Genomic DNA, 25,001 nt, shown 5'->3' on the forward strand with positions numbered 1-25,001 from the left:
ATAAAACAACACACTATGCAGTTCTGTTAACAGATGTGATACTTATTGCCCCCGCTGTTGTTACATCAATTAACAACAAGTAACCAAAAGAACTACAACTACAAATACAATTACATAAGTTGATTAATAGTCGACAAGGAGATTTGCCTACCATGTGGAACATTCTTAAAATCGCGAGTGCGTTTATCGGAATTATTGTCGGGGCCGGATTTGCCTCCGGACAGGAAGTATTGCAGTACTTCACAAGCTTTGGACATTGGGGCACAGCAGCTGCGGTGCTGGCAACGGCCCTATTTGCATACCTAGGTATGATGCTGACAATGCTTGGCTCTCAAACCAAGACCATGTCACACAAAAAAGTCATCTACCAAATTAGCGGCCGTTGGGTTGGCGTTATCGTAGACTATGTGATTATCTTCACCTTGTTTGGTGTAGGCGTAGTAATGATTGCCGGAGCTGGTTCCCTTCTAACACAACAATTTGACCTGCCAGGATACGTCGGAAGCGCTCTTCTAACGGTCCTAATCGGCCTGACCGCAATGATGAATGTAAATCGTGTTGTCGCGGTTATTGGTAGTATTACACCATTTTTGATTGTTGCTCTGGTTGTTATTTGTGCCTACAGCATCATCACAATGGATCAATCTTTTGATACCTTAGCGCCAATTGCTGAAAGTGTTGAATCAACACTACCTAACTGGTTTATCTCAGCAATCAACTACGTATCTTTCAACCTAGCGGTGGGCGCGGCCATGGCACTGGTTATGGGCGGTGCGGAATCAAACCCTAAAGTTGCAAAACTGGGTGGACTTCTTGGTGGTGCTGGAGTCGGCGTACTAATCGTACTTAGCCACTTAGCACTATTTTCTAAGATTGAAGTGGTCGCAGAATACCCAATGCCGCTACTAAAAATCATCGATATGATTTCACCAGCACTGTCAACCTTCATGACATTCATTTTGTTAGGTATGATCTTCAATACCGCAGTGAGCATGTTCTACGCATTTGCAGCTCGCTTTGTACCAATGAAAACGGCTAAAGCGAACAAGTTTATCTTTGCTACCTTGATTGTTGGCTTTGTGGCTAGCTTTGCCGGTTTCACTCAGTTAGTTGCTGTATTCTACCCGCTGATCGGTTACTTAGGTCTGTTCCTTGTTGGTGCACTTATCTATGCTCCAATTAAACTAAGAAAAGACGAAGCACAACTTCAGCAACCCGCTTTTGCTGCCGAATAATGTTGATTAACATTGACTAATAGTAAAAACGGCAGACCGGACCAATCGGGATGCCGTTTTTTATAAGAGTCAGTACATTACCTATCCAAATTTAAAGTTGAAATGGTAATGCCTCATACCACTCCCAGTAGGATTTTTCTCTACTTTTTCTTGTGTGGTAATCGATCTTTTTCCTAGCCTCTATTCACGTTATCTTTCAATAAACATCTTTGAGAACAATAAGTGTAGGCATTGATATAAGGGGGATTTTCTATCAGTCGTACGTGTATTTGATGCCCAAATGATGTCGAAATTAATAAATTCTGTTCCCGCAACCTGCATAAACTCTTTACCAAGCACCTTGCTAGGTAACACGTTTGCTACCTTTCTGCTCGTCATTATCTTTAACGCAAAAGAGGCACTGTCAATCTCATGGGCATAGTTGAGATCGATTCCATTGTTATGCAAATGTTCTATAAACTGGAATTTTTGCTCGTTCCAACCAATTGCTCTTTGTTTAATAAAAGGCCAGTGCTTCACTTCATCCCAATGGTACTCACCATGTTTAGCAGCAGACGCGATGATTAATGCGTCATCGCATATATGTTGCTGGTAGACCCCTGAAGATCTTTCAGGGTGAAGAAGGTGAACACCGAAATTAATTTGTCCTGATACGATTTTATTTTCAGTCTCATCTCCCCAAGAATGAAGAGTGACAGATGTGGAAGGGAACTTTTGCAACAGTTTTTCGTACAACGTGATACCAAACCTTTCTATCACTAAATCAGGCAAGGCAATATGAATAGGATCTGAGTATGTCGATGGTTCAAAGGTGGCTGGTTCGACCGCTTCTTCTAGGTCGCCAATAGCAACTTTTACTTTCGGAATAATGGATTGAGCATAACTGGTCGGTTCAAGCTTACCAGACATTCTAATAAACAGTTCGTCATTAAGTTGCTCTCGAAGGCGAGTCAACTGTTTACTAACCGCACTTTCTGTTAAACCTAAGGTCATCCCCGCTTTTTTCAGGTTTTGCTTTTCGGCAAGCACTAGCAGTGTTTTTAATAGATTGAAGTCGAGGTCAAAGCGCATTGATGGATCCTAATCTCAAGCTAAATTGAAAATTATTCAAGATTGAATTTTCTCACATTCCGGAAATTCCTAATAATATAGCAACAATTAGTTCAAAGGTTCTAATTATCAACTATATTCAATCGGTTGATTAGGTGATTGTTCATATTCTCGGAGAAGAAAATGATTGGTAAAAAACCATTTGTCTCGTTGCTAGTCGCTTCAGCGATGTTAAGCCCTTTTGCTACTCAGTTCGCTTTTGCTAAGCCTATCCCCGATAAGCTAGCTCAAGACGCTTTTATTTATGCTTATTCTATCGATGAAGCTTACAAATTTTTCTACGAAACTGCTGTTGAAACGGATACACCGCTCAATCGTTTTCAGAATATTCGTCATATTGCTGACGACTCATACACTGCCCATGTAACCATAAACAATGACACATTACATTTAATGGGGTGGTTAGATGTAGCCGCAGAGCCTGTTGTGGTAAGCGTGCCTGACATGGATGAAGGTCGCTATTGGATTCTACATACTATGGACATGGGTCACTACACTACATCCATGATTGGCTCTCGTTTAAGAGGGAACAAAGGTGGCAGCTTTATGTTTGCTGCCCGTTCGTGGACGGGGGATGTTCCTGCAAGTGTCGATGAAGTTATTTATGTTGATTCCAATATCATTAAGTTAATGGGCCGAATCATGGCTGTGGGCAAAGAAGACGAAAAGGTTGCCCTAAATTATATGGATGATTGGAATATTAGAACGTTATCGGCGTATCTTGGTGTTCCGGGACCAAAAGAGAAAGTCAGAACCTATCCTAAATATGACGAAACAAACTGGTTGCAACGAGTTAATTACGTTCTTTGTGATGGTGACATGGGTACCGCTGATAAGAAATGGCTCGATCAATACAAAGACATTGGTTTAGAACCTTGCAAAGAAGACTTTACCAAAGAACAACTCGCCGCCGCCAAAGTGGGTAAAGAGTTAGGGATGAAACATCTTCAAGAGCTCGCTCCGCAAATGACTAATGCAGGTAAATTGCTTGGTACGAGAGAGCAGCTGGGAGATGGTGAACGCGATTTGTTTGCTGAAGGTACATACTTGGGACAGTGGGGATTGCCGCCTGATGAATCTGTTTACCTAAAAGCAGAGACGGGAGGAGATGGTAAGAATATCAACGGCTCAGATGGTAAAAAATACGTGATGCACTTCAAAGCTCCGGATGTGAGTCAGTTCTGGTCGTTCACTGTATATGGGTCTGATAACCGTCTGATGGCTCACAACGAAATTAACCGTCACAGCCGCGGCGACCGTACTCTTAAACCCGATGCGGACGGCATGTATACGATTGAGCTAAGTTCGACTGGAAAAGAAAGTGATACCAATTGGCTGCCAATTCCGGAAAAAGATGCTTACATTATCTTGCGGATGTATGGACCGAGTAAAGAAATACAGCAGGGTGGATATGCATTTCCTACGTTAAAAGTCAGTAAGTAACTCGCAACGACTTATCGAATAAAGCGCCCAGTTTGGGCGCTTTGTTGTTTTGAGGTTTATTGATACAAAAAGTAATCAATTCTACCTGAATTATGGATAACCCCTAACTCAGAGATGCCCCATTCCTTGCCAGTAACCTTCTACCTCACAAATAACAGTGAGGTGGTTTGACCTACTTCTTCTAATCAGCATAGTGTCAATGAAGGTGGGGTCTTACCAACTTAGCCGACTAGTTCGAATAGGCCGTCTTATTTCTATTTTTTAACCTACCGAAGAAACGTGTTCTCTGTTAGAGTCACCGTCAACTACGCTATTGAATAAAGACACCCACAGATCGCATGTCATTGATGGATTTTTATTCACCCTTAGAACTCATTTTAGGAATCCCTAGTGACTAACAACGAAATTTTACGTCGTATCCAACACGCGTTAAACCTTAAAAACGCGCAGATAATGAAAGCTTTCGGGCAGGCCGAAGTCACTGTGGCTCACGATAAAGTGGCAAACTGGTTAAAAGATGAAAGCGACAAATCTTGCGTTAAGATGAAGGATCAAGAGTTAGCGGTATTCTTAAATGGCTTTATTAGCCTCAAGCGAGGAAAAAAAGACGGCGAGCAACCTAAACCAGAAGCCACGTTGACCAACAACATGATTCTCATGAAGCTGCGCATTGCGCTAGACATGAAAGCAGAAGATGTGTTGGACGTATTAGAAGTTGTTGGTATTAGTTTAAGTAAATACGAAATTGGTGCGTATTTCCGCAAGCCAAACAACAAAAACTACAAACAGTGTGAAGACCAACTGCTGTGCGACTTCTTAAATGGTGTGCAGTTTACCAATCGTCCCGATTCTGAAGAGTTTACTGGGTAATTTTTATCTCGAATCGAACGTGGTAATTGATTAAAAAAGCGAGAACCATTTTATTTGGCTACTCGCTTTTATCATGCTAAAGACCGATATTAGAGCTTCACAATCACGTCTACTCTTTGTCTTTCTTCAGTAGATACCTATCAAACCACGCTGAAATCTGGTCGGCTTTTAGAATCAAGACACACACCGCCCGACCCTACCAAGATAAACCCAAGCTAAAACCTTAAGCCAGTTAGGGGCCACTATTCTGGTCAAGATGTTCCAAACATCTTGTAGTGATTAACTAAAACTGGCCACGTATATAGAGTATTTACATACTTTTGGTAATGCTAAAAGTGGCTATTATACTGCTGGCTATTCACTCCTGATACTGTCTGTTTTCTCGCGCTCTGACTTTAAGCTGATTAGTGAGCCACAACCACTCAACAATACGAGAATACTAAATCATACAATGAAGTGACGAATTCGCATGTGGCTCCTTATTGCGAGTGTATTATTCTTCGTTTAGAGGATTGCTCTTTGGCCCCATAAGAGTGATAGGCCCTAACATAAGAAATATTAGAACTTGTAATTCATACCAACAGACATCAGCAAGCTATCGCTACTATAGAAGTCGATGTTTGAATCATTGATTGTACCGCCAACAAATGAGGTGACACTCCAGTTATCCCAACCTGGGATATTGTTATACTCGTAAGCGAGAAATAGTCGATACACATCATCGCTTCGAGTCTTAGAGAAGATCGGATTTTCCGCCGAAAAGTCTCTTAGTGTATAGCTTCCTGTTAGCACTAGCTGATAGTTGCTTGTTAGGTAGAAATAACTTAGTTCCCCCTTATAGGCATTAAACGATGCAGCGCTGCCATCAGCGTCATGGTCAGTGTAGCTAAAAGCTGTTATGTAGCCTGAGTTGGTGTTAAGCATTGTGCGGTACTGACCTTTAAGGTAATAGGTTTCACTATCTCGTAATAACTCCGCGTGATTAATACCTTCATTGTCAATCTCAGCAGTCGCATATGCCATGTCAAATGACACTCCGCTGTTCCACAGATTCGAGAGTTTCAATCGATATGCGTTGCCTTGGCGATCGGTGGTTTCTCTTTCTTGTCCAGTTAGATATGGGTTTGCCCACACTTCATCGGCGACAACGGTAGGAAGATAGCCGATGTCGAGTCTGGTGCCATTGTGGTAGTCATATTGATAACCAAGTTCAAATGCAAGTGTACCAACGGCCAAATCATCACGCGAAGTACCTAGGTAGACTCGTTGGTTGTTGTTTTCGTTTAGCGCGTAGTAAAGGCTACCTAGGGGCGCGACAAAATTCTGATTAGAACTATCGCCTTTACCTAGGTGATTTATTTGCGCCGAACTAATGGTATCTAAGTTAGAGTTAGTTCTGCTAAAGCCAGAGTTCAAAGACACCTCACCAGAGAAGCGTGAAGTATCAAACGCATTAGCTGAAGCGATAGAAACTGGTAGTAGAGCGAATACAGAAAGTACTATTTTGTTCATTGGTTGTTCTCATCAACATAAGTTAAGCCTTTCCATTTGCGACAAATCCTTAAGTTGGTGAGAAGCTTATATCGAGTTATTCACCCTTGATATGAATTAGAGAAATGCATTTTTGCTATATCTGATTCATTATTGGGGGATCTCCAAGCTATTAAAGTAACTTTGGATGATTTGGTGAAGATGTTGGTTAAGCGGATACCCCCGCTTTGACTGAAGATAGCCACCGCAAACCTTAATTTTCTGCATCTGTGTTGGTAGCTCTGGCAGTGGGTAACTTGCCAGACGATCATCAAGCAAGCTCATGTAACGACTCCCGTACATAATCGCATCTGACGTGCTTAATTTGTTGGTTAGAACTCGAATACTGTGGGTAACCAATGACACTCGGGGTTGAAAACCTTTGGCGAGATAAACTTCTTCAACAGGAGCGCGTTTAGAGTTAATACCGTCAATGATAACTCGCGCAATCGGCAAGTGATGGATAGATGCCCAGTCAGAGGTTTGGTTCAATACTGGATGGTTTTTACGAGCAATGAGACAAAGCTCGACCTCTTGTAACGTATGGTTATAAATCTCTTGTGGTAGGGGATAACCTTCGAAGTGGATCAAATAGTCAATGCCGCCGTTCAACACTTCCGCCAGAGAATGCTCTTGCCAGTAAACTAGACTGAAATTGGCATTTGGAAACTCACGGCGTAGCGTGTCAAAAATTCCCTCCCCGTGTAGCTCCAAGAAGAAAATGTTCATGGCAATTTTGACCTGGCCATTAAATGCTATTGGGTCGAAATTTTGGTAAGACTCTACGACTTTCATGAGCGGCGTTAACATTAAGTCACTCGCCTCGGCTAACTTTTCAGCCAGCTCAGAGGGTTCAACCCCGTGCGCTTTACGAATAAACAGTTGTTCACCAAATACGTCTCGAAGCTTTGCAAGTCCACGGCTAACACTGGTTTGCGAGATACCTAATCTGTCTGCAGCTGCATGTGTGTTGCGTGTTTCTACCACCGCTTTTAAGAGTTTTAATAAGTTTAAGTCGAGATCCTGCAGTCTATTTTTCATGCTAGCTTCACTGAGTTGACAAAGTTTGATTAAAAAAGGTTTGAATCGTTTGATGCAGATACTGACTAAATGGGCTTCCACGTCGTGTTTGTAGGTAGGAACCACCAATATCGAGGACATTGTGTCGCTGGATTGATGGCGGTAGTGGATAGCATTCAAGTTCAGGGGCTATCTGGCAAACGAATCGGCTCGAATAGAGAATGGCATCGCTGTTTTTGACCAATTCAACCGCTGTTCTGACGCTATGAGTGGTCAATAAGAAGTTCGCTTGATAGCCTTGTTTTTCATACAATTGCTCAAGAATCCCTTTTCTTGGGTTAATACCATCGAGATACAGTCGAACTATGGGTAATCGATGAATCGTATCCCAATCACTGCTTTTGGATAGAGAAGGGTGGTTCTTTCTCGCCAGTAAGACATTCTCGATTTTGGCTAGATTTCGACAGAACATATCTTGGGGCATTGAGTAAGACTCAAATTGAATCACGTAGTCAACGCCGCCTTGCAATACATCATAGAGAGAATCTTTTTGCCATTGTGAGATATTGAAACTGGCACTGGGTAAGGCGTAGCGTAGAGCAAGTATTAGACGCGGACCAAAGAACTCGAGTAAAAAGGTGTTGACCAATATGTTGACCTTGCCAGAGTACTTCTTTGGGTCAAAAGCAGAGTAGTCCTCAATGACTTTTTCGATTGGGTGTAGCATATCTACAGAAGCATCAGCCAACATCATTGCCAATTCTGATGGTTCGATCCCGTGAGCTTTGCGAATAAAAAGCTGTTCACCGAAACTCTCTTTGAGTTTGGCTATCGCGCGACTGACACTGGTTTGTGAAATCCCCAATTTTTGCGCCGCAGCGTGTGAGTTTTTAGTTTCAACTATTGCACGCAATACTCGCAGCAAATTTAGGTCTAATTCTCTGATGTTAATAGCTAACTCTCCCTGTAGTCCTTTGCTTAATCCTAGCAAATAACATGTTGCTGTGAGACGTTGATGATCACTTTAGTGCACCTAGCTTGCAAAAATGAATTTCTCTAATTCATACATATCATCAATCAGTTTGTTTATCTTAATGCCATCGAAGCAAGGAGTGCTTTTACATCAAACTGTATAGGTGAAAAAATGAAATCACGTAATCTCTTCCTTACTTTTATCGCAACAAGTTTTTTAAGCACTGGCGTCATGGCTAACACCGATAAAGATGCGCTACCTCTCTCAGCACAGCCTGTACCTCTAACCACGGCAGTTAGTCCTGAGTTTTATGAGTTTTCGAAAAACTTTCCGGCAGCTAATGTAGAGGCTCTGCAGAAAAACTTACCCAAAACAGAAAGCGAGTGGCGTGCTTTCGTTGATGCACGTGACACACCAGCCATCGAACGAGCAGAATCGCTAGCTAAGACGCTAGGGGTAACCATTGAAAAAGACTCTATTGGTGGCGTTGATGTATATTGGGTCACGCCAAAGGCGATTACGCCAGAGCTAAAAGACAAGCTCTATGTCGCGGTTCAGGGTGGTGCGTATATGTTGAATAGTGGTCTAGCATCAACATCAGAAGCCTCTATCATTGCTTCTAAGATGCAAATTCCAGCACTAGCGATCGACTACACCAAATCGATAGATGCACCCGCACCAGCAAGCCGTAATGATATTGTTAAGGTGTGGAATGCGCTTCTAAAAACGCGCTCTGCAGATTCTATGGTCATGGGGGGGACTTCTGCTGGCGGTGCTCTAACGCTTGCGGTGACACAGGAGCTCAATAAACAGGCTTTACCCGTGCCAAGCGCGCTTTATGTTGGAACGCCGGGTGTGGATATGACCATGACTGGAGACAGCCGTTATGTCAATGAAGGACTAGACCACATATTAGGTAGTTGGCGTGGTATGTCTTCTGCGTTAGTCAATGTCTATGTGGGTGAGCTAGAACTAACAGATCCTATTGTATCGCCAATTAACGGCAGCTTTGAGAACTTTCCGCCAACTTATTTGATCACTGGCACGCGTGACCTGTTATTGAGTGATACTGTACGAGTGCATCGCGAACTTAAGCGTGCAGGGGTTGACGCGGAACTTAATGTCTATGAAGGTCAATCTCATGCCGATTACGCTGTAGCTTTTGGTACCCCTGAATCTGAAGAGCATTATCAGGCACTGAGTAACTTCTTTTACGGGAACTTGGTGAAGTAATGTCACGCTAAGTAGATTAGCAGTTCACACTGCCAAAGCAATAGGTTCAGTTCTGGCGTTGCCACTACCCATACCAAATCGGGCCACTTATGTGGTCCGATTTTTAGTTGCAAACCGAAAGGGTATTGATTGAGGGATATGAGATGAGGGTGATGATGCTACACAGTCAAAACAAACGAACTAAATGCAGCGTATTGCGCTATTTTTGCTCAAGCGTAACGGCATTCTTCATAGTACTTATTCTTTCTGATGCTGGCGATTATTAAGCAACAAACGTTACTCATCTGACGATCTGGAGGCTATAAAGGAAGATGTAATATGACAGTGCGTGTACGCCATATTTTTATTAATCCGAGCACTAGAAATTAGAGTAAAAAACCTAAGAAGCTTATGTCCATCTTTGTTTCAGCTTGATCGGGCTGAAACATTTCTGCCCCAACTTTTTTAGGTGATAAGTCATCGTCGGTTTTTTACACTGATTATTGGATTAGTTTTTCTCATCATAATGGGTTTCAGTTTTCATATGACTGGCTGGAGATGTACGAGAGCATCATTCACAAGATAGGCTAAGTAATAAGTTAATCAGCCAGTGTACTTTAGGCTCTTTCTCCCTGACCTTGTGCCAATAGAGTTTTATTTGGTAATCCGGTATTGGGAATGGGGGATCGACATAGGCTAATTGCAAAGTATCCGCTAAGGTTTCTATGTATATTTCGGGAATCGCAAGAAAATAATCTGTATTTTTGAGTAAGTAAGGAGCACTAAGAACACTGGGTAATGTAATAGCGACATTTCTTTTCTTGTTTAACTTACCAAGAGTACAGTCAACAATGCCTCTTTGTTCGTTCCAGGGCGTAACGAGCACATGTGGATATTCCAGAAACGCCTCTAGCCCCAGCGATACATTGTTTTTCAGTGCTTCATGTTGGTTGTCCATCGCAATACTGTATTTTCCGCATACCCAGATTTCGTTCCCTATATGACTTGATTGCTCAGTTTCATGATCAAAACCCAGCGAGATATCAATTTCGCCTGACTCAAGTTGCTTGGCTGGTATTTGCTCTCCACTTTGTACAAATCGTACCGTGATATTAGGAAAATACTTGGCGAGATGACCCGTTAACTTCGGCATTAGACACCAAGCACTAAAGTCATATCCGGAAATGACAAAATGGTGCTTACCTACACTAGGATCAAAAGGAGTAGCACTTTTAAGCCCTGAGTACAATAAGTCAATGGCGGGAAGGACGGATTCGGCGAGCAATTCTGCTTGTTGGGTTGGTATCATTCTGCCGCTAATTCGAATAAAAAGTTCGTCATTGAGACGTTCCCGCAATCGAGAAAGGCTGTGGCTACATGCAGATTGGCTGAGGTTAAGTTTTTCAGCCGCTTGGTGAACAGATTGTGTTTTGTAGATGTAGTAGAAGACCTTCATTAAGTTCAGGTCGATATTTTCAAATTTCATTATGAATACTATACAGATTAACAATGCAAACAATGCACTTAAATCATATCAACTCAGTCGGTATACTGCGACCATTACAGTACATAAGGGCCAAAAACATGATGAAAATCAGACCAGCAAATTCTACCGATGCCAGTGTTATTTTGAAATTTATTCGGGAGTTAGCTGAATATGAAGAAGCACTACATTGTGTGAATGCAAGTGAAGAAGATATTGTTTCAAGCCTGTTTAATGAAGATTCTACGGCCAAGGCAATTATTTGTGAGGTTGATAGCTGCCCGATAGGCTACGCCGTATATTTTTTCAATTATTCCACATGGCTGGGAAAAAATGGTCTTTATCTCGAAGACTTGTACGTTACGCCGTCTTTCCGTTCATCAGGGGCGGGGAAATTGCTAATGAAAACACTCGCGAATGAAGCCATTGAAAAAGGGTGTGGGCGCTTTGAATGGTCAGTTTTACACTGGAATCAACCGGCTATAGATTTCTACCATCACATTGGAGCGGAGGAGCAATCTGAGTGGCGAATATATCGCTTAACCGGAGAAGCCCTGCATAATTTTGCTTTAGAGTCGTGAGCTTATGTTTAGATAACAGTGTTAAAAAGAGTAGGGTAACGTGAAAATGCCCCATTGTGGTTTAGTGTTGAAACTCCAAGTTACGCAGGTAATGCGTATTCGTATTGCCTAAAGTAATCCGAAGAAGTCTAAAAGCCAGCATTTCTAAAGTTATGAACTATCTTGCAATCTAACTTCTCAATCTGTCATTAACCTATTTGACTCTCTCTGGTTGAAGTTCGTCATGAATCTGTGGTTCTGTCTGAGCATAGGGACACAAAGAGTGGTTTTCAGTATAATTAATGATTATTGAAAATGTATTTATTAATAATTATTGGTTTCTAATTATGCTCAATCCTATTTGGCTTAACACTTTTAAAACATTGGTCGATGTTGGGCACTTCACCAAAACGGCCGAGTTACTCCACATGACGCAACCAGGGGTAAGCCAGCACATAACTAAATTAGAAGCTGCATGCGGTTATCCTCTGATAAAGAGATTTAACAAGAAGTTTGAGTTAACCATCTATGGGCGTAAAGTTTACGATTATGCTGTCAAACACTTTGAAGAAGAGTTTGAGTTATTACAGAACTTGGCACACGATGAACCTTTCCGAGGCCGCTGTACTATTGGCTGTTCGGGAACTTTCGCTTGGTTGATTTATTCAGAATTACTTTCTTTGCAAGCGAGTTATCCAGACTTATCCATTGAGTTAGAAGCAACACCAAACCAACGTATATTTGAGCAGATACTGCAGGGAAAATTGGATATAGGTCTAGTGACAAAAGAGCCTAACCCTAAATATTTCGCGAGCCGTATTGTTGGTGCGGAGTACCTTGCTCTTGTGCTGCCGCTTTCCGCAGACGAAAGCTTGCCGATAAATGAAATGTTAATGGAGTTGGGAGTAGTTCGTCATCCAGATTTGGCTCACTATTTCCAAACTTATGTTGATCAAGCGAATAATGATTTGCTTCGTTTGGTCGATTTAGAGGATGTTTCGACACAAAGCTACATTAACCAAGTGCATCAAATATTGGTTCCTATTGCTAAGGGGATCGGTTTTACGGTGGTGCCTCGATGGTGCGTCAATCTGTTCGCAGACAAAGAACAGCTAAAAATATTCGATATTACCGCTGATATACAAGAGCCTGTTTACTTGATTAGCAAACTTAATTCACCACTTGCTAGGCGTTATGAGCAGATCATTAAAGTTATCGAGAACTCTTTTGAAATAGTTTGATGAGAGTTAAGAGCAATTATTCAGAAGAGATTAGCTTTTTTGGCCTTATATCTGACCTAGGAATGAATACAAAAAAGTTGGCGTCAGAGCCAACCTTTTGCTTTACGTTTTTACTTATTCATAGTCTGAAGCGTAAGTGTCTTCGTAAGAGTGTGAGTAGAACTCAAACAGGTTGCCAAACGGGTCTTCTAGGTAAACCATTTGTGCTTGTTTTAGCTCGTCTTCTGGATGGTAACGCATGATGTCCATACGAACTTTACCGCCATACTCTTCAACACGCTTGATTGCGGTATCAAACTGTTCTTTTGGTAGCTGTAAGCAGAAGTGGAAGATACCTAGGCGAGAGAAGTCTACTTCAAGACGTTCTTGACGATCTTTCATCTCAAACAGTTCAACACCGATACCATCTGTTGTTACTAGGTGTGCAATGTTGAAGCCTTTGAAGCCATCACCAAAAACAGCAATACACATGCGCCCAATCGCAGACTCTCGTTCTTCAATCACTTTAGTGTTGTTCATTACAATGCGAAGACCTAGCGCTTTAGTATAGAACTCAACCGCTTTGTCCATATCACCAACCATGATACCTACGTGATTCATTTTCATAATTTGCTCCCAATACCTTTCATTTTGTAACTATCGTTTTGATAGAACTGAGTATATGGCGACATTTTTTAATATAAAATTATCATTATTTATTAAAATAATAATTTTGTATTATAACAAGGTAAGGTGTTACATATACGACCTCAGCGCGATCTAGGCTTGCACGAAAATGACCAGGGGTATTTCATACATCCCGCCGGACTGCGATCCAAACTGCAACAGTTGTAGTTGATAGCCAGACTTTATGTTGACCAATAGCGCCTATGAGGAGGTCAACATGAGAAAGTTATCTTCCGGAAAATGTAACGGTATAAAAAGGCCATTTAAGCTTGAAGAAATCTGGCGAATCAGGACCAGGCTTGAGCTTGAGAACGACCTGATGCAGCTTGCTCTGCTAAACCTAGCCATTGATAGTAAGTTGAGAGCGAGTGATTTACTAAAACTGCACGTATACGATGTTTCATCGCAAGGAGTGATTTACGAAAGGGTTCAATGCATCCAGCAAAAAACGGGCACTGATGTACACTATGAAATCACTCCTCGAACACAGCAAAGTATCAGTCGCTGGATCTACTCCGCATCCCTAGAAGCAAGTAGCTTTTTGTTTCCAAGTTGTCGCCGTAAAGGGCAGCCCATTAGCTACTCATTTTATCGTTCGATTATAAGGAACTGGGCTGCAAAACTGGGATTGACTGCTGGCTATTACGGCACTCATTCCATGCGCCGCACCAAAGCCACTTTAATCTATGCCAGAACGAAAAACATCAGGGCCGTACAGATCTTACTTGGACATTCGAAGCTAGATAACACAATTCGATACCTTGGCGTTGAGCTAGAAGACGCTCTGAGGTTGTCTGAGAAAACAGACTGCTGACAGACAGGAGCTGTTACAGGCTTTTCTTCTGAAAAGCCTGTGCCCCATTGTTACTTAGAGTAAATACTCACTCATCATGCGTTAATGCTTTTTCGCAATAAATTTTCTCATTAAGGTGATCTATTATTGGGCTTAACTGTTGTCGATCCTATATATTAAGAATATACGCTTATTGCGATCTAGGCAGCCTTTCACGTTATTCTAATCATCAAGCAATGATTCGACTTTTCTTAGTAGTTGTTTGATTTTTAGCTTGTTATTTTGATCCATTCTTTTACTCTCAGTACTACTACGACGAACGATAAGCTCAACAGGGATATTTATCTGCCTTAATCGCTGATTATTAGGAGAATGTTGATCTTTTAGGTTGATAGCCTCAATGACGGCTTGTTTGCCAATTGCGGTAAAGTCCTGCTTCACGGTAGTAAGGGGAGGAGTAAAATAAGCACTATCAGTAATTCCATCAAATCCAACAACAGCCACTTGGTCAGGAACATCTATCTGTAATTCATCAAGTGCTCGTAATGCGCCTAGGGCCATCTGGTCACTTGCAACTATCACTGCATCAAACGCAACTTGTTTGGCGACTCCCTCTTTTACCGCTAAATAACCGCTGCTCGCCATCCAGTCACCTTGATACTGATAACTTACTACTTTGTTTGCGGCATTTATTTCATGCAGCCAAGTATTCAGCCTGATATTTGATGCGCTAGATTCCGGAGGTCCGGAAATGAGTAAGAATTGTTCGCGTCCACCTTCAACTAAATGTTTTACAACTTCTGCTGATCCGTGCCGGTGCTCGCAGTGGACATAATGAACCGAGGTACCTTCCGGTACGTCAATAAATATTAAGTGTAAGCTCGGAAATTGCTCGTCTAGGTGTTCTGCTTCTTCAGCTGTCAGTGGAACATTAAGAATGACGCAATCAACCTGCTGAGCGATAAGCTCACGCATTGACGCTTGGACATGATTCAGTCCAGGTCCTGCAACAACAGAAAATGCCGTCCCGAGACTTAACTCGTTGGCTTTTCTTCTTACACCATTAGCAATAAGTGCAGCACCATGGAGCGCCATATCAAGCGTTATAAGTCCAATATTGGTTGACTTTGCACGGCTTAACATTTGCGCACCCTTGTTCGGTACGTAGCCGAGTTGTTTAATCGCTTGGTTTACTCTTGCTCGTGTTTTTTCTGCGACATTATCAGATCCGTTGGTCACACGAGAAACGGTTTGAGTTGATACGCCCGCAAGTTTGGCGACATCTTTAAAAGTTACATTCACAGTCATATCCAGTCATTCAGAACCAATCACAATATCATAATGAACTTATCGCTGAATATCTGTGCGATCATTCAAAATTTGTTTCCGAAAACATTTAATTTTGTTTCCGAAAACAGTAGATCTGAAGCATGTTTTAGTACATTAAATCCGTATTTTGATCACATTTACGTGCCATTTTTCTACTAAATTTATACTTATAGAGCAAGATAAGAATCAACTAATGTTTACGAAAACAATATTGGGTTTGCTATGAATAATTTTGTACATCTGCAAAGTAAGAAACACAGTTTAATCATTAAAACAGACAGAGCTCCCGAGCTCCTTCACTGGGGAGCAAAGATTGCACAGATTGATGAAGATCTCCTGCTTGCGACTGAACGTCCAATCTCACAAGCACGTTTAGATGTGGATGTGCCGTTGTCGCTATGTCCTGAATTGGGTAGCGGTCACTTTAATGCGCCCGGGATTGAAGGACATCGTGATGGCTATGACTGGGCTCCGGTATTCAGACTCACTTCGACGCTAGTAAAAGACAACCAAGTGACATTCATGATGAGTGATGATGTTGCTAAGTTGGAACTTATCGTTGAATTGAAGCTAGATTACGACACGGATGTTGTCCAAAAACGCGTAACAGTGAAAAACATCGGCGACAGCAAATACTATCTTGGGAAGTTATCTTCAACATTACCGTTACCAAATCATGCCAATGAGTTAATGACCCTCCATGGCCGTTGGTGTCATGAGTTTCAAACACAGCGTCAGCGTTTTGAACACGGTGGATTCATGCAAGAAAACCGTCGTGGACGTACATCTCATGAGAATTTTCCCGGGTTATTTGTCGGTACGAATGGATTTAGTGAGCAGGTTGGTCAGGTGTGGGGATTCCACCTTGCCTGGAGTGGTAATCACCAAATGCGAGCAGACGTGCGTAGTGATGGTCGCCGTTTTGTTCAAGCGGGCGAGCTTCTACTCTCTGGAGAATCAATTCTTGAAACGGGTAACGAGTATCAAACGCCTTGGCTGTATGGTTGTTACAGTAATTCCGGTTTGAATGGAATATCACAACGTTTTCAGCAATTTGTCCGTAACAACATTGTTAAGTTTCCATTAAATAAACCACGCCCAGTTCATCTGAACACCTGGGAAGGCATCTACTTTGACCACAAGCCAGAGTACATCATGCAAATGGCAACGGAAGCGGCTGAAATGGGTGTTGAACGTTTCATCATTGACGACGGTTGGTTTGTTGGGCGTGATGGCGAGCGTGCTGCTCTGGGGGATTGGTACTTAGACGAGCGAAAATATCCAAATGGTCTAGAGCCTGTTATTGAGCATGTTAACCAACAAGGTATGGAATTTGGGCTGTGGGTTGAGCCAGAAATGGTCAGCGAAGATTCTAACCTTTACCGTAATCACCCAGATTGGGTGCTCGGTCTTCAAGGTTATCATCAGCCATCTGGCCGCTGGCAGTATGTTTTGGATCTACAAAATGAAGATTGCTTTAACTACCTGTTTGAGCGTCTTAATGATCTTCTCACCCGATACAACATTACTTACCTGAAGTGGGATATGAACCGTGAACTTGTGCAGCCGGGTCATCAAGGTCGTCCTGCGGTACATGGTCAGACTCAAGCTCTGTACCGTTTAGTAGATGAGCTTAATAAGGCTCATCCGGAAGTAGAGATTGAGTCTTGTTCATCTGGTGGTGGTCGTATTGACTTTGAAATCCTCAAGCGCACACAGCGATTTTGGGCATCAGATTGTAATGATGCGCTGGAGCGTCAAGCTATTCAGAAGGGCATGGGCTACTTCTTCCCGCCAGAAGTAATGGGAGCGCACATTGGCCCAGCTGAGTGCCATTCAACAAATCGACGTCACGCTATCAATATGCGCGGTGTAACGGCTTTGAGTGGCCATATGGGCGTAGAACTCGATCCAGTAAAAGAGCCGAAAGCCGAAAAAGAAGCCTTTTCACGGTATATCGCTCTTCACAAGGAGTACCGTCATCTTCTTCACAGTGGCCGTAGCTTCCGAATCGATCCCGCGGATAAGAATCAGAACATCTATGGGGTCGAGAATGAAAACGAAATGCTCATCACGGTTTGTCAGTTGGCAATGCCAGATCACGCACTGCCTTCTCCTCTTCGTATCAGCTGCTCAGATGTGAATGCAAAGTATCTCGTCAAGCTGGTTGAGATGCCCCAAACCAGTTTCCAATTAATGAAGCAACGTCCTAAATGGTTGGACAAAACTCTAACGCTAGGTGGCGATAACTTGAAAGAAATTGGTTTGAACCTGCCAATTTTAGACCCTGAATCTGCACTGATTGTTCATTTACAAAAAATATAACAAGTGAACAGTAAAACTTAAAAACTATCGGGCAAGGGGGCTGTTACTGGCTAACCTGCACCTTTGCCCTGCGAAGCAATAACATTTAAAATCCGAATAGATTAAGGACAACATTATGCCAATGACAATCCTACTGTCGTTCTTTTTCTTCACAGGCTTTGTGGTGTTTTACACCTGGTCACGTGTGAAGAATCAGAAGAATGACTCAAAAGACGGCTTTTTCCTTGGAGGACGGAGCTTAACGGGTGGGCTTATCGCGAGCTCCCTGATTCTGACAAACCTTTCTGCAACGAGTTTTGTAGGGATGAGCGCCTTGTCGTTCAAAGGAAATATGTCTGTGATGGGCTACGAAGTAGCGTCTGGTATTACACTAATCATCATCGCTCTGTTCCTTGTACCACGCTACCTGAAACAAGGCATCACGACGATTCCTGATTTTCTGGAGTCTCGTTATGACCTTTCTGTAAAGCAGTTTGTGACGGTGCTATTCCTATTAAGCTACATTATCAATCTACTACCAAATACCCTTTACGCTGGGGCAATGGTTATTGGCGGTATCTTCGATGTTGAAACAATGTTAGGCATCAATCGCTTCCAGGCTATCCTTCTCATTGCATCTATTATCGGTGTGCTGGGTTTGTTCTATGCAATCTACGGTGGTCTAAAAGCAGTAGTAATTGCAGACACATTAAACGGCGTGGGTCTAATTGTAGGTGGCTTGATGATCCCAATCTTTGGACTGATCGTGCTTGGTGGCGGCAGTTTTATGGAAGGATTGGAAGTTATCACAACTAACGCGACAGACAAGCTCCAGGCAGTTGGTGCTGAAGATGATCCAAACGTACCATTCTCAACCATGTTCACTGGTTTACTTCTCGTCAACCTATACTACTGGGGAACTGACCAAGCTATCATTCAACGTGCGCTTGGGGCGAAGAACCTTAAAGAAGGCCAAAAAGGTGTGATCCTTGCGGGTGCAATCAAAGTCGTTACACCTTTATTCTTAATCATTCCAGGTATCATTGCATTCCATATGTTTGGTACTGCGGACGCAGCGGGTCAGAGTTACGAAGCAGATACGATGTATACACGCTTAGTTAACGAGGTGCTACCTAAACCACTTGTTGGCTTTTTCCTGGCGGCAATGTTTGGTGCCATCTTGTCTACCTTTAACGGAGTACTGAACTCATCTACAACATTATTTACGCTGAATGTTTACAAGCCGCTGTTTGATAAAGAGAACAAGCTTTCTGACGAACAGTTAGTAAATAAAGGCCGGGTATTTGGTCTGTTCATTGCAATCTTATCGGTTGGTATTGCGCCGTTTATTATGTTTGCGCCAAACGGTCTGTTCGATCTGTTGCAACGTCTAGCCGGCCTGTTCAGTGTGCCAATTTTCACTATTGTGTTCATGGGGTACATCACTAAGCGTGTGCCGGCAATCGCGGCCAAAGTTTCTCTTGCAGTGTTTGTCGGGACTTACGGTATTGTCCAGTTTACTCCGGCAACAATGCACGGTTATCTTGGTCCACTAAAGCCATTGGCAGAGTTACACTTCTTCCATCAGTTAGCGGTATTGTTTGTTATCTGCTGTGTGATTATGTACATCATTGGTAAAGTACGTCCACGTGACACTGACTACGTTCTGCCAGTGAATGAAGCTATGGATATTAAGCCTTGGGAATTCCGCTTCGAAGCTTCTGCGGTCATTCTATACATGGTGCTTGGTGCGTACATTACGTTCTCTGACCTTGGGTTGGTAGCCGGAGATACGTCGTTTATGGTGACGTACGCATTATGTGGCATTGTCATTCTGGGCGGAATTTTTGCTCGCATCAGAAAGAAGCAAGCTAAATTGGCGCAATTAGACCCGACGCAAGTTTAATGTAGGTAAGTAAAGATTAATTATGTAATAAAAGAGTAGAGTTTAGCTCTTAAACAACACTGCTCTTTTTATTAAGTCATTTATGGCAGAGTTGTTTTAGTCTAATTTGGGGTTATTTAAGAATCAAAACACGCTTTTCAAAATCAGTTGAAATGTATCTTATGCTAAAGATCATATCCATCAACGCTGGGCATTAGATGCAAGATTTTGCAATACCTTTAGTAATCCGTATTTTGCTAATTTAGAATAACCACTGACTCATTTTTGTCCCAACACGTGTTATGTCTCGATGTGCGAACTAAGATGAACCGCTAGCGTTGTTATACAAAAAGTAATGAATTGGAAAACTTAAGCTACGACGTACTGATTCACGCACAATATGGTTCAATTCTTCTGCAGGTGCTTCCCGGTAGGAGTGTAAAAACAGCGGATTTGGACCCTCAATACATCACTGGCGGATTAAAGTTTTGGAATCGGCAGAGAGGTAACCCCACGCTCAACCTGACTGACATATCCCATTGAAAGCTGAATACGCTCGGCCATCTCAGCGATAGTTACGCCTTTAGCCTTACAAAAATGCTGAATCTGGCGGCCAATGCGTAGGTTATCGCTATCTACTGTTTCATTTCTTTTTTATTCATATTGTTGGGCTGTAGAACCCGCTCTTATAAATCTCATGTGCCTGAGTTTCAATGCAAGAACTTCATAAGTTCACTTTTGTTGGAAACGGTTATTCATGTATACCGTTTTATAGGTCTTTCTCTCATTGTCTTAAATTCAGGATAATGTCCAGTTTTTTAGACGGTCTTGTGTCCAGATTTATGGATATTAGTGAGCAGGGAGGATAATAAATCATTGCTTATCAGCTGGTTAAGTGTTTGGCATATATCTTGGATTAGTGAGTTACGTTGGATTGGTTCGACTTTTATCCATTCTGAACAACTTAGAAAAACAACAAGACGAGGTTGATATGCAAAGGACTGTTATTTTAACGACTGCCAGCTCACTGGTGCTATCGGGTTGCTTAGGCTCTTCCGACAGCTCAGAAAAAACCACGGATTACAGCGTACTGCCCAGTTATCTTTCTGGTTCGGTTGATGTCATTCAGGTAGATGGTATAAGTGATGATTTGCTCACAGGTATGGCTCTGAATAGCAATACTGGTGCAGTAACACCGGAAACGGTGGGGATAGGTTCTAGTCCGGAACAGATCCGTCGCTACCAGTTAGGATCCAGCTATAACAGTATGATGGATCCGGTAACGCCCGGTGGCTGGGGTATTCATTGGGGGCCTTTGGTTACTGGAGGGATTAGTTCTCATACGGTAGAGGCGTTTACCGGCCAGGTGTCAGGTACGGAATATCAAGCCATTGTGGATGATGGCTCTGGTAAAACCAATGTCAAACTGGTGGTGCAGGTCCCGAGTAGTTTCTCTACTGAGAGCCCTTGTATTATTGCCGGGCCATCATCCGGTTCCCGTGGTGTTTATGGGGCGGCAGGTACGGCAGGTGATGCGGCGTTAAAACGGGGTTGTGCCGTAGCCTATACCGATAAAGGCACCGGTGATGGCGTACACTTTATTGGCAGTCAGCAGGTGATTAATCTGGATGGAAAGGTTGTTGATGCCATCAGTGCAGGCTCCTCTTCTGCATTTACCGCTGAGTTTGCAGAAGGCTTTGCGGATGCTGCTGATCCGCGTACTGCAACAACCAAACACGCTCACTCCCAGCAGAATCCTAGTAAAGACTGGGGCTTGAATACCTTGCAATCCATTGAGTTTGCTTTCTACGCCTTACACCAGGCTTATCCTGATCTGGCTTTTAATCCTGACAATACCACAGTGATTGCAGCCAGTTGGTCCAATGGTGGCCGTTCTGTACTAATGGCTGCAGAGCAGGATACGCAAGGGCTGATTGATGGTGTGGTTGCTGTTGAGCCGAGTACGGCAATGAATCAGCATGATTTTACCATTACTCAGGGGGAGCGCAGCTGGGGGCCTGAATCGGTAGGCTGGAGTTTATACGATATGCATGCCTTTGGTGCGGTGTATCAGCCCTGTGCTAATAACCTGACCGAAAACGACAGTGCCGATCTGGTTAACTCTGCTAAGTCTCCTGAACGTTGTACCCGCCTGCAACAATTAGGGCTGTTAACGTCCTATTCTGCTGATTTGCAGGTACTGGCTCAGGAAGCACAGGATCTGATGAATACTGTCGCGGGGTTCCTGCCTGAGCAGAATCTGGGTATGCCAGCGTTTACTAATATGTTTTCTGAAATCACCAATACTTATGGTAACTCCTACGGTCGTTACAGTATCTCGGACCAGCTGTGTGGTATCAGCTTCGCCAGCTATAACGGCGGGACGAAACAGTTCGAGGTGCTGAGTGATGAAGATAAGGCGCTGCGCTTCCTGGGACAGAATATGATCGCTGGTGGTAGCCGCTGGATTCAACCGGTCAATATGAATTCGTATGATCCTTATGGGGCGACGGCGTTTAACTCCACAGCGGATAAAAATTTGGATGCAGATCTGTGTTTCTTTGCGATGTCCCACTACGGAAAGGCCAAGCTAACTGAGTTGGGGATTCTGGATACTTACAAAGGCAACGGTGATTTTGACCGGGTTCAGGCGGGTATTCAGGAAGCGATAATGAGTGGTGATCTACAGGGTAAACCAGCCATAATTATGCATGGTCGTGCCGATCAGGTGGTTGCACCAAATCATGGTGGTCGCGCCTACTACGCCCGTAACCGTCAGGTAGATGCCCGCGATGATGTCGTGTACTGGGAAATCGAAAATGGCCATCACCTGGAGATGTTTGCCTATCTGTTAGCCCCGAATCTGGGTTTCTATGCCACACCACCTAATATGCAGCACCGTTATGCCTATATTCATCCTTACTTTGAACAGGCGCTTAATCAGATGTTTGCTCATCTGAGCTCAGGCGAGGCGCTGGCTCCGAGTCAGTTGGTTCGCACGACGTCGATGCAGGAAAGCGGTGAAGAGCAGATTACAAATGACATGTTTGGTGAAGTGCTGGCTATGCCGGGTGAAGATGTTGTCCGCTGGCAGGATAATACGCTGGTGATTCCTCAATAATCCGCTTGCCTAAACACGTTTCTATTATTGGCTGCCCCGATCAGTTCTCTTGTGCTGGTCGGGGCTTTTTATGTCTACAGGTTAATACGCCTTTTCACCGACTGATGGGTATGAGTGGCAATGAGTGTTTGCTGTTCATGAGTTCTTTATGTACTGAATATCCAGCTTACGCATCTTTTCATACAAACTTGCACGGGATATGCCCAGCAGCTTAGCGGTTTGTACCTTATGCCCTTGAGTGTAAGCAAGTGCGGTTTCAATAGCGTTACGCTCTGCTCGGGCAATCTGTTCATGCAGTGGTTGTGGTGGAGTGTTGGCCTGAGGCAGAGTGGGGGAAAGTCGGTTAGCTGATGAAAGAGTGTATATAGGCAATCCCGTGTTCGGATCTATTCTCGGTGATATTGGTTGCGTCTGTGCAGTCTGTTGAAACTGTGCTGTTGGAACTAACAGTGGCTGAATCAGTTGGACATCAATCTCGGTGTGTTCCTCTGCCATAATCACCGCTCGTTCCAACAGGTTTTGCAGTTCCCGTACATTGCCCGGCCAAGAGTGCTGACACAGTAGGTTAATGGCATCCGGTGTCAGGTACTTAACTGGCAGATGCAGTCTGATACAGAGCTCATCCAGCAGGCGTTCTGCAATCAGGTCAATGTCTGCCTGACGTTCACGAAGAGGGGGCAGATGGATCGGCATGGCATTAAGGCGGTAGTAAAGGTCTGCGCGAAACTCGCCGTTTTCTACCATTTTTGGCAGATTACGACTGGTGGCGGCAACGATGCGAATATTGACTTTTTTTACCTTATTGGAACCCAATGGCTCAAACTCTTGCTCCTGGAGGGCGCGCAGCAATTTACTTTGCAGCTCCAGTGGCATATCGCCAATTTCATCAAGAAACAGGGTGCCGCCATCGGCCAGCTCCAGTTTACCTTTACGCCCCTTGTTGGATGCGCCGGTATAGGCTCCGGGGGCGACACCAAAGAACTCTGCTTCGATCAGGTTATTGGGAATTGCGGCGACATTAAGTGAGACAAAGGCGTTATGGGAGCGGGCTGAGAGTTCATGCAGGGCGTGGGCAAACATCTCCTTGCCGGTGCCCGTTTCGCCGGTCAGTAGAACAGAGATATCAAATCGTGCCGCTTGTCGTATCTGATGTTTGACATTCTGCAGTTGTTCGCTGCGGCCCGTAATCTGAGATAAGCGGTATTTATTTTGTCTTGCCTGATTTAACTCCTGGGTGACATTGTCCAGTTGTTGCTGCATTTGGTTGAAGCGGTTGGCCAGGGAGTGAAAACCTTTGCGTTGCTCCAAAGCAACAAAACCAAAGGCTCCGATCACCTCTCCCTGATCCGATTGCAGAGGAATCACGCTCACCAGTGTCCACTGTTGTTTGACCCATAACAGTTCCAGCAGTACCGGTTCTCCACTGTCGGAGACTCTGGGTAGAAAACTATTTTGAATATAACGGGTGATAGGCTCACCTACAGGGTTATGGCTCAGCCCCAGAAACTGACGATAGCCCTTACTTATCCAGGTGATGCGGTGCTGTTGGTCAATAGCGATGGTATTGCTATAAAAGGTGGCAAAGGAATCCGCTAGGGTTTTGAAGGCGGAGTCCTTGAGTGTCGCTGTTGCATGTAGTTCTGTCATAATCAGCTTATTATTTTTTAGAGGCATTCTCTAATTTATATCATGGCCCCGACCATGAGAGAGATCCATGAGAATGACCGGCAGAATCGCCATGGTGAATGGTATCTTCGGAGTATCGTTATTCATAATCCCTCTTACTCTAGATTTTTGAGTATAAAACTCAAAGGTAACTGAATAAAAAAGATAACATTTCAGTCACAAAAGGAAACAAATTAATTTATATATTTGTAACAACTTTCTTTGTCCAAGGTAACAGAATCTATATTATTTTGGGGTCATGACTCAAAATCGTAAAAGTGGTATTACTGCGTTTTATTGTAGGTACCATTAGGATGTTTCCGATGAATGCAATTGACACTCACTTTTCGAATTGAAAAGTTGAGCACCCTGGTAATTGAGTAACGAAGTCAGCGCCCATCAACTTTGACGGCGTGTATACTCCTGCGGCTGAATGAGAATTTAATAGGTGTTCAGCAATGGCGAGAGAGCCTGTAACGGTCAGGTCGTAACCATTCGTTGTAAGGATACGTACGGTTTTCTTCATTCCCTCTGCATTTATTGCTTCTCCCCATACATAAG

19 protein-coding genes are annotated in these 25,001 nt (G+C 43.3%); 10 read left to right on the top strand and 9 right to left on the bottom strand.

Features of this window, described 5'->3' with window-relative positions:
- Positions 1–152: 152 nt before the first annotated feature.
- Positions 153–1,235: a YkvI family membrane protein gene (locus tag VER99_RS21970; protein ID WP_014234351.1), complete on the top strand. Its 1,083-nt coding sequence runs from the start codon at positions 153–155 to the stop codon at positions 1,233–1,235.
- A gap of 189 nt (positions 1,236–1,424) precedes the next feature.
- Here VER99_RS21970 and VER99_RS21975 read toward each other — a convergent pair whose 3' ends face one another.
- Complete coding sequence (locus VER99_RS21975) at positions 1,425–2,306, bottom strand: LysR family transcriptional regulator (RefSeq protein ID WP_020335977.1); 882 nt, start codon at positions 2,304–2,306, stop codon at positions 1,425–1,427.
- 162 nt (positions 2,307–2,468) lie between these two features.
- Here VER99_RS21975 and VER99_RS21980 point away from each other — a divergent pair, with 162 nt between their 5' ends.
- Both VER99_RS21980 and VER99_RS21985 read left to right on the top strand, forming a co-directional pair.
- Positions 2,469–3,788 carry a DUF1254 domain-containing protein gene (locus VER99_RS21980; protein ID WP_020335976.1) on the top strand — a complete coding sequence of 440 codons (1,320 nt, stop codon included), beginning with the start codon at positions 2,469–2,471 and terminating at the stop codon, positions 3,786–3,788.
- A 390-nt stretch (positions 3,789–4,178) separates the two neighbouring features.
- Positions 4,179–4,658 (top strand): YehS family protein, encoded by a 480-nt coding sequence (locus VER99_RS21985; protein WP_020335975.1) that lies wholly within the window; start codon positions 4,179–4,181, stop codon positions 4,656–4,658.
- 558 nt (positions 4,659–5,216) lie between these two features.
- On the opposite strand, the gene VER99_RS21990 is transcribed toward VER99_RS21985, so the two are convergent.
- From VER99_RS21990 to VER99_RS22000, 3 genes are all read right to left on the bottom strand, one after another.
- Positions 5,217–6,170 (bottom strand): DUF2860 family protein, encoded by a 954-nt coding sequence (locus tag VER99_RS21990; protein WP_020335974.1) that lies wholly within the window; start codon positions 6,168–6,170, stop codon positions 5,217–5,219.
- A 129-nt stretch (positions 6,171–6,299) separates the two neighbouring features.
- Positions 6,300–7,229 (bottom strand): LysR family transcriptional regulator, encoded by a 930-nt coding sequence (locus VER99_RS21995; protein ID WP_020335973.1) that lies wholly within the window; start codon positions 7,227–7,229, stop codon positions 6,300–6,302.
- A 7-nt stretch (positions 7,230–7,236) separates the two neighbouring features.
- Positions 7,237–8,199, bottom strand: a complete 963-nt coding sequence (locus tag VER99_RS22000; RefSeq protein WP_020335971.1) for a LysR family transcriptional regulator — start codon at positions 8,197–8,199, stop codon at positions 7,237–7,239.
- Between the two features lie 153 nt (positions 8,200–8,352).
- Here VER99_RS22000 and VER99_RS22005 point away from each other — a divergent pair, with 153 nt between their 5' ends.
- A complete protein-coding gene (locus VER99_RS22005) occupies positions 8,353–9,414 on the top strand; it encodes an alpha/beta hydrolase fold domain-containing protein (RefSeq protein WP_020335970.1) in 1,062 nt (353 codons plus the stop codon).
- Positions 9,415–9,964: 550 nt separating this feature from the next.
- On the opposite strand, the gene VER99_RS22010 is transcribed toward VER99_RS22005, so the two are convergent.
- Complete coding sequence (locus tag VER99_RS22010) at positions 9,965–10,879, bottom strand: LysR family transcriptional regulator (RefSeq protein ID WP_020335969.1); 915 nt, start codon at positions 10,877–10,879, stop codon at positions 9,965–9,967.
- Positions 10,880–10,977: 98 nt separating this feature from the next.
- Between VER99_RS22010 and VER99_RS22015 the strand changes: the two genes are divergently transcribed.
- Positions 10,978–11,457: a GNAT family N-acetyltransferase gene (locus VER99_RS22015; RefSeq protein WP_024372979.1), complete on the top strand. Its 480-nt coding sequence runs from the start codon at positions 10,978–10,980 to the stop codon at positions 11,455–11,457.
- 281 nt (positions 11,458–11,738) lie between these two features.
- Positions 11,739–12,677 (top strand): LysR family transcriptional regulator, encoded by a 939-nt coding sequence (locus VER99_RS22020; protein WP_020335967.1) that lies wholly within the window; start codon positions 11,739–11,741, stop codon positions 12,675–12,677.
- Between the two features lie 114 nt (positions 12,678–12,791).
- Here VER99_RS22020 and VER99_RS22025 read toward each other — a convergent pair whose 3' ends face one another.
- Positions 12,792–13,283 (bottom strand): VOC family protein, encoded by a 492-nt coding sequence (locus VER99_RS22025; RefSeq protein WP_020335966.1) that lies wholly within the window; start codon positions 13,281–13,283, stop codon positions 12,792–12,794.
- A gap of 277 nt (positions 13,284–13,560) precedes the next feature.
- Here VER99_RS22025 and VER99_RS22030 point away from each other — a divergent pair, with 277 nt between their 5' ends.
- On the top strand, positions 13,561–14,157 hold the full coding sequence (locus VER99_RS22030) for a tyrosine-type recombinase/integrase (protein ID WP_020335965.1): 597 nt from the start codon (positions 13,561–13,563) through the stop codon (positions 14,155–14,157).
- Positions 14,158–14,358: 201 nt separating this feature from the next.
- Here the strand turns inward: VER99_RS22030 and VER99_RS22035 are convergent, their stop codons facing one another.
- Positions 14,359–15,438: a LacI family DNA-binding transcriptional regulator gene (locus tag VER99_RS22035; RefSeq protein WP_024372981.1), complete on the bottom strand. Its 1,080-nt coding sequence runs from the start codon at positions 15,436–15,438 to the stop codon at positions 14,359–14,361.
- 249 nt (positions 15,439–15,687) lie between these two features.
- On the opposite strand from VER99_RS22035, the gene VER99_RS22040 reads away from it, so the two are divergent.
- Positions 15,688–17,790 carry an alpha-galactosidase gene (locus VER99_RS22040; protein ID WP_020335963.1) on the top strand — a complete coding sequence of 701 codons (2,103 nt, stop codon included), beginning with the start codon at positions 15,688–15,690 and terminating at the stop codon, positions 17,788–17,790.
- A gap of 115 nt (positions 17,791–17,905) precedes the next feature.
- Positions 17,906–19,675 carry a solute:sodium symporter family transporter gene (locus VER99_RS22045; protein ID WP_020335962.1) on the top strand — a complete coding sequence of 590 codons (1,770 nt, stop codon included), beginning with the start codon at positions 17,906–17,908 and terminating at the stop codon, positions 19,673–19,675.
- Between the two features lie 459 nt (positions 19,676–20,134).
- On the opposite strand, the gene VER99_RS23035 is transcribed toward VER99_RS22045, so the two are convergent.
- Positions 20,135–20,272 (bottom strand): helix-turn-helix domain-containing protein, encoded by a 138-nt coding sequence (locus VER99_RS23035; RefSeq protein WP_076633463.1) that lies wholly within the window; start codon positions 20,270–20,272, stop codon positions 20,135–20,137.
- A 373-nt stretch (positions 20,273–20,645) separates the two neighbouring features.
- Between VER99_RS23035 and VER99_RS22050 the strand changes: the two genes are divergently transcribed.
- Entirely contained in the window at positions 20,646–22,775 is a 2,130-nt protein-coding gene (locus tag VER99_RS22050; protein WP_236614677.1) for a D-(-)-3-hydroxybutyrate oligomer hydrolase, read from the top strand.
- Positions 22,776–22,910: 135 nt separating this feature from the next.
- Here the strand turns inward: VER99_RS22050 and VER99_RS22055 are convergent, their stop codons facing one another.
- Positions 22,911–24,422, bottom strand: a complete 1,512-nt coding sequence (locus VER99_RS22055; RefSeq protein WP_236614676.1) for a sigma-54 interaction domain-containing protein — start codon at positions 24,420–24,422, stop codon at positions 22,911–22,913.
- Between the last annotated feature and the right edge of the window lie 579 nt (positions 24,423–25,001).

This window comes from Vibrio natriegens NBRC 15636 = ATCC 14048 = DSM 759 (genome assembly GCF_035621455.1).
GTDB lineage: Bacteria > Pseudomonadota > Gammaproteobacteria > Enterobacterales > Vibrionaceae > Vibrio > Vibrio natriegens.

Coding starts and splice junctions, on each gene's coding strand:
- VER99_RS21970 (WP_014234351.1), top strand. CDS start 153: ATGTGGAACATTCTTAAAATCGCGAGTGCGTTTATCGGAATTATTGTC.
- VER99_RS21975 (WP_020335977.1), bottom strand. CDS start 2,306: ATGCGCTTTGACCTCGACTTCAATCTATTAAAAACACTGCTAGTGCTT.
- VER99_RS21980 (WP_020335976.1), top strand. CDS start 2,469: ATGATTGGTAAAAAACCATTTGTCTCGTTGCTAGTCGCTTCAGCGATG.
- VER99_RS21990 (WP_020335974.1), bottom strand. CDS start 6,170: ATGAACAAAATAGTACTTTCTGTATTCGCTCTACTACCAGTTTCTATC.
- VER99_RS21995 (WP_020335973.1), bottom strand. CDS start 7,229: ATGAAAAATAGACTGCAGGATCTCGACTTAAACTTATTAAAACTCTTA.
- VER99_RS22005 (WP_020335970.1), top strand. CDS start 8,353: ATGAAATCACGTAATCTCTTCCTTACTTTTATCGCAACAAGTTTTTTA.
- VER99_RS22010 (WP_020335969.1), bottom strand. CDS start 10,879: ATGAAATTTGAAAATATCGACCTGAACTTAATGAAGGTCTTCTACTAC.
- VER99_RS22015 (WP_024372979.1), top strand. CDS start 10,978: ATGATGAAAATCAGACCAGCAAATTCTACCGATGCCAGTGTTATTTTG.
- VER99_RS22020 (WP_020335967.1), top strand. CDS start 11,739: ATGATTATTGAAAATGTATTTATTAATAATTATTGGTTTCTAATTATG.
- VER99_RS22025 (WP_020335966.1), bottom strand. CDS start 13,283: ATGAAAATGAATCACGTAGGTATCATGGTTGGTGATATGGACAAAGCG.
- VER99_RS22030 (WP_020335965.1), top strand. CDS start 13,561: ATGAGAAAGTTATCTTCCGGAAAATGTAACGGTATAAAAAGGCCATTT.
- VER99_RS22040 (WP_020335963.1), top strand. CDS start 15,688: ATGAATAATTTTGTACATCTGCAAAGTAAGAAACACAGTTTAATCATT.
- VER99_RS22045 (WP_020335962.1), top strand. CDS start 17,906: ATGCCAATGACAATCCTACTGTCGTTCTTTTTCTTCACAGGCTTTGTG.
- VER99_RS22050 (WP_236614677.1), top strand. CDS start 20,646: ATGCAAAGGACTGTTATTTTAACGACTGCCAGCTCACTGGTGCTATCG.
- VER99_RS22055 (WP_236614676.1), bottom strand. CDS start 24,422: ATGACAGAACTACATGCAACAGCGACACTCAAGGACTCCGCCTTCAAA.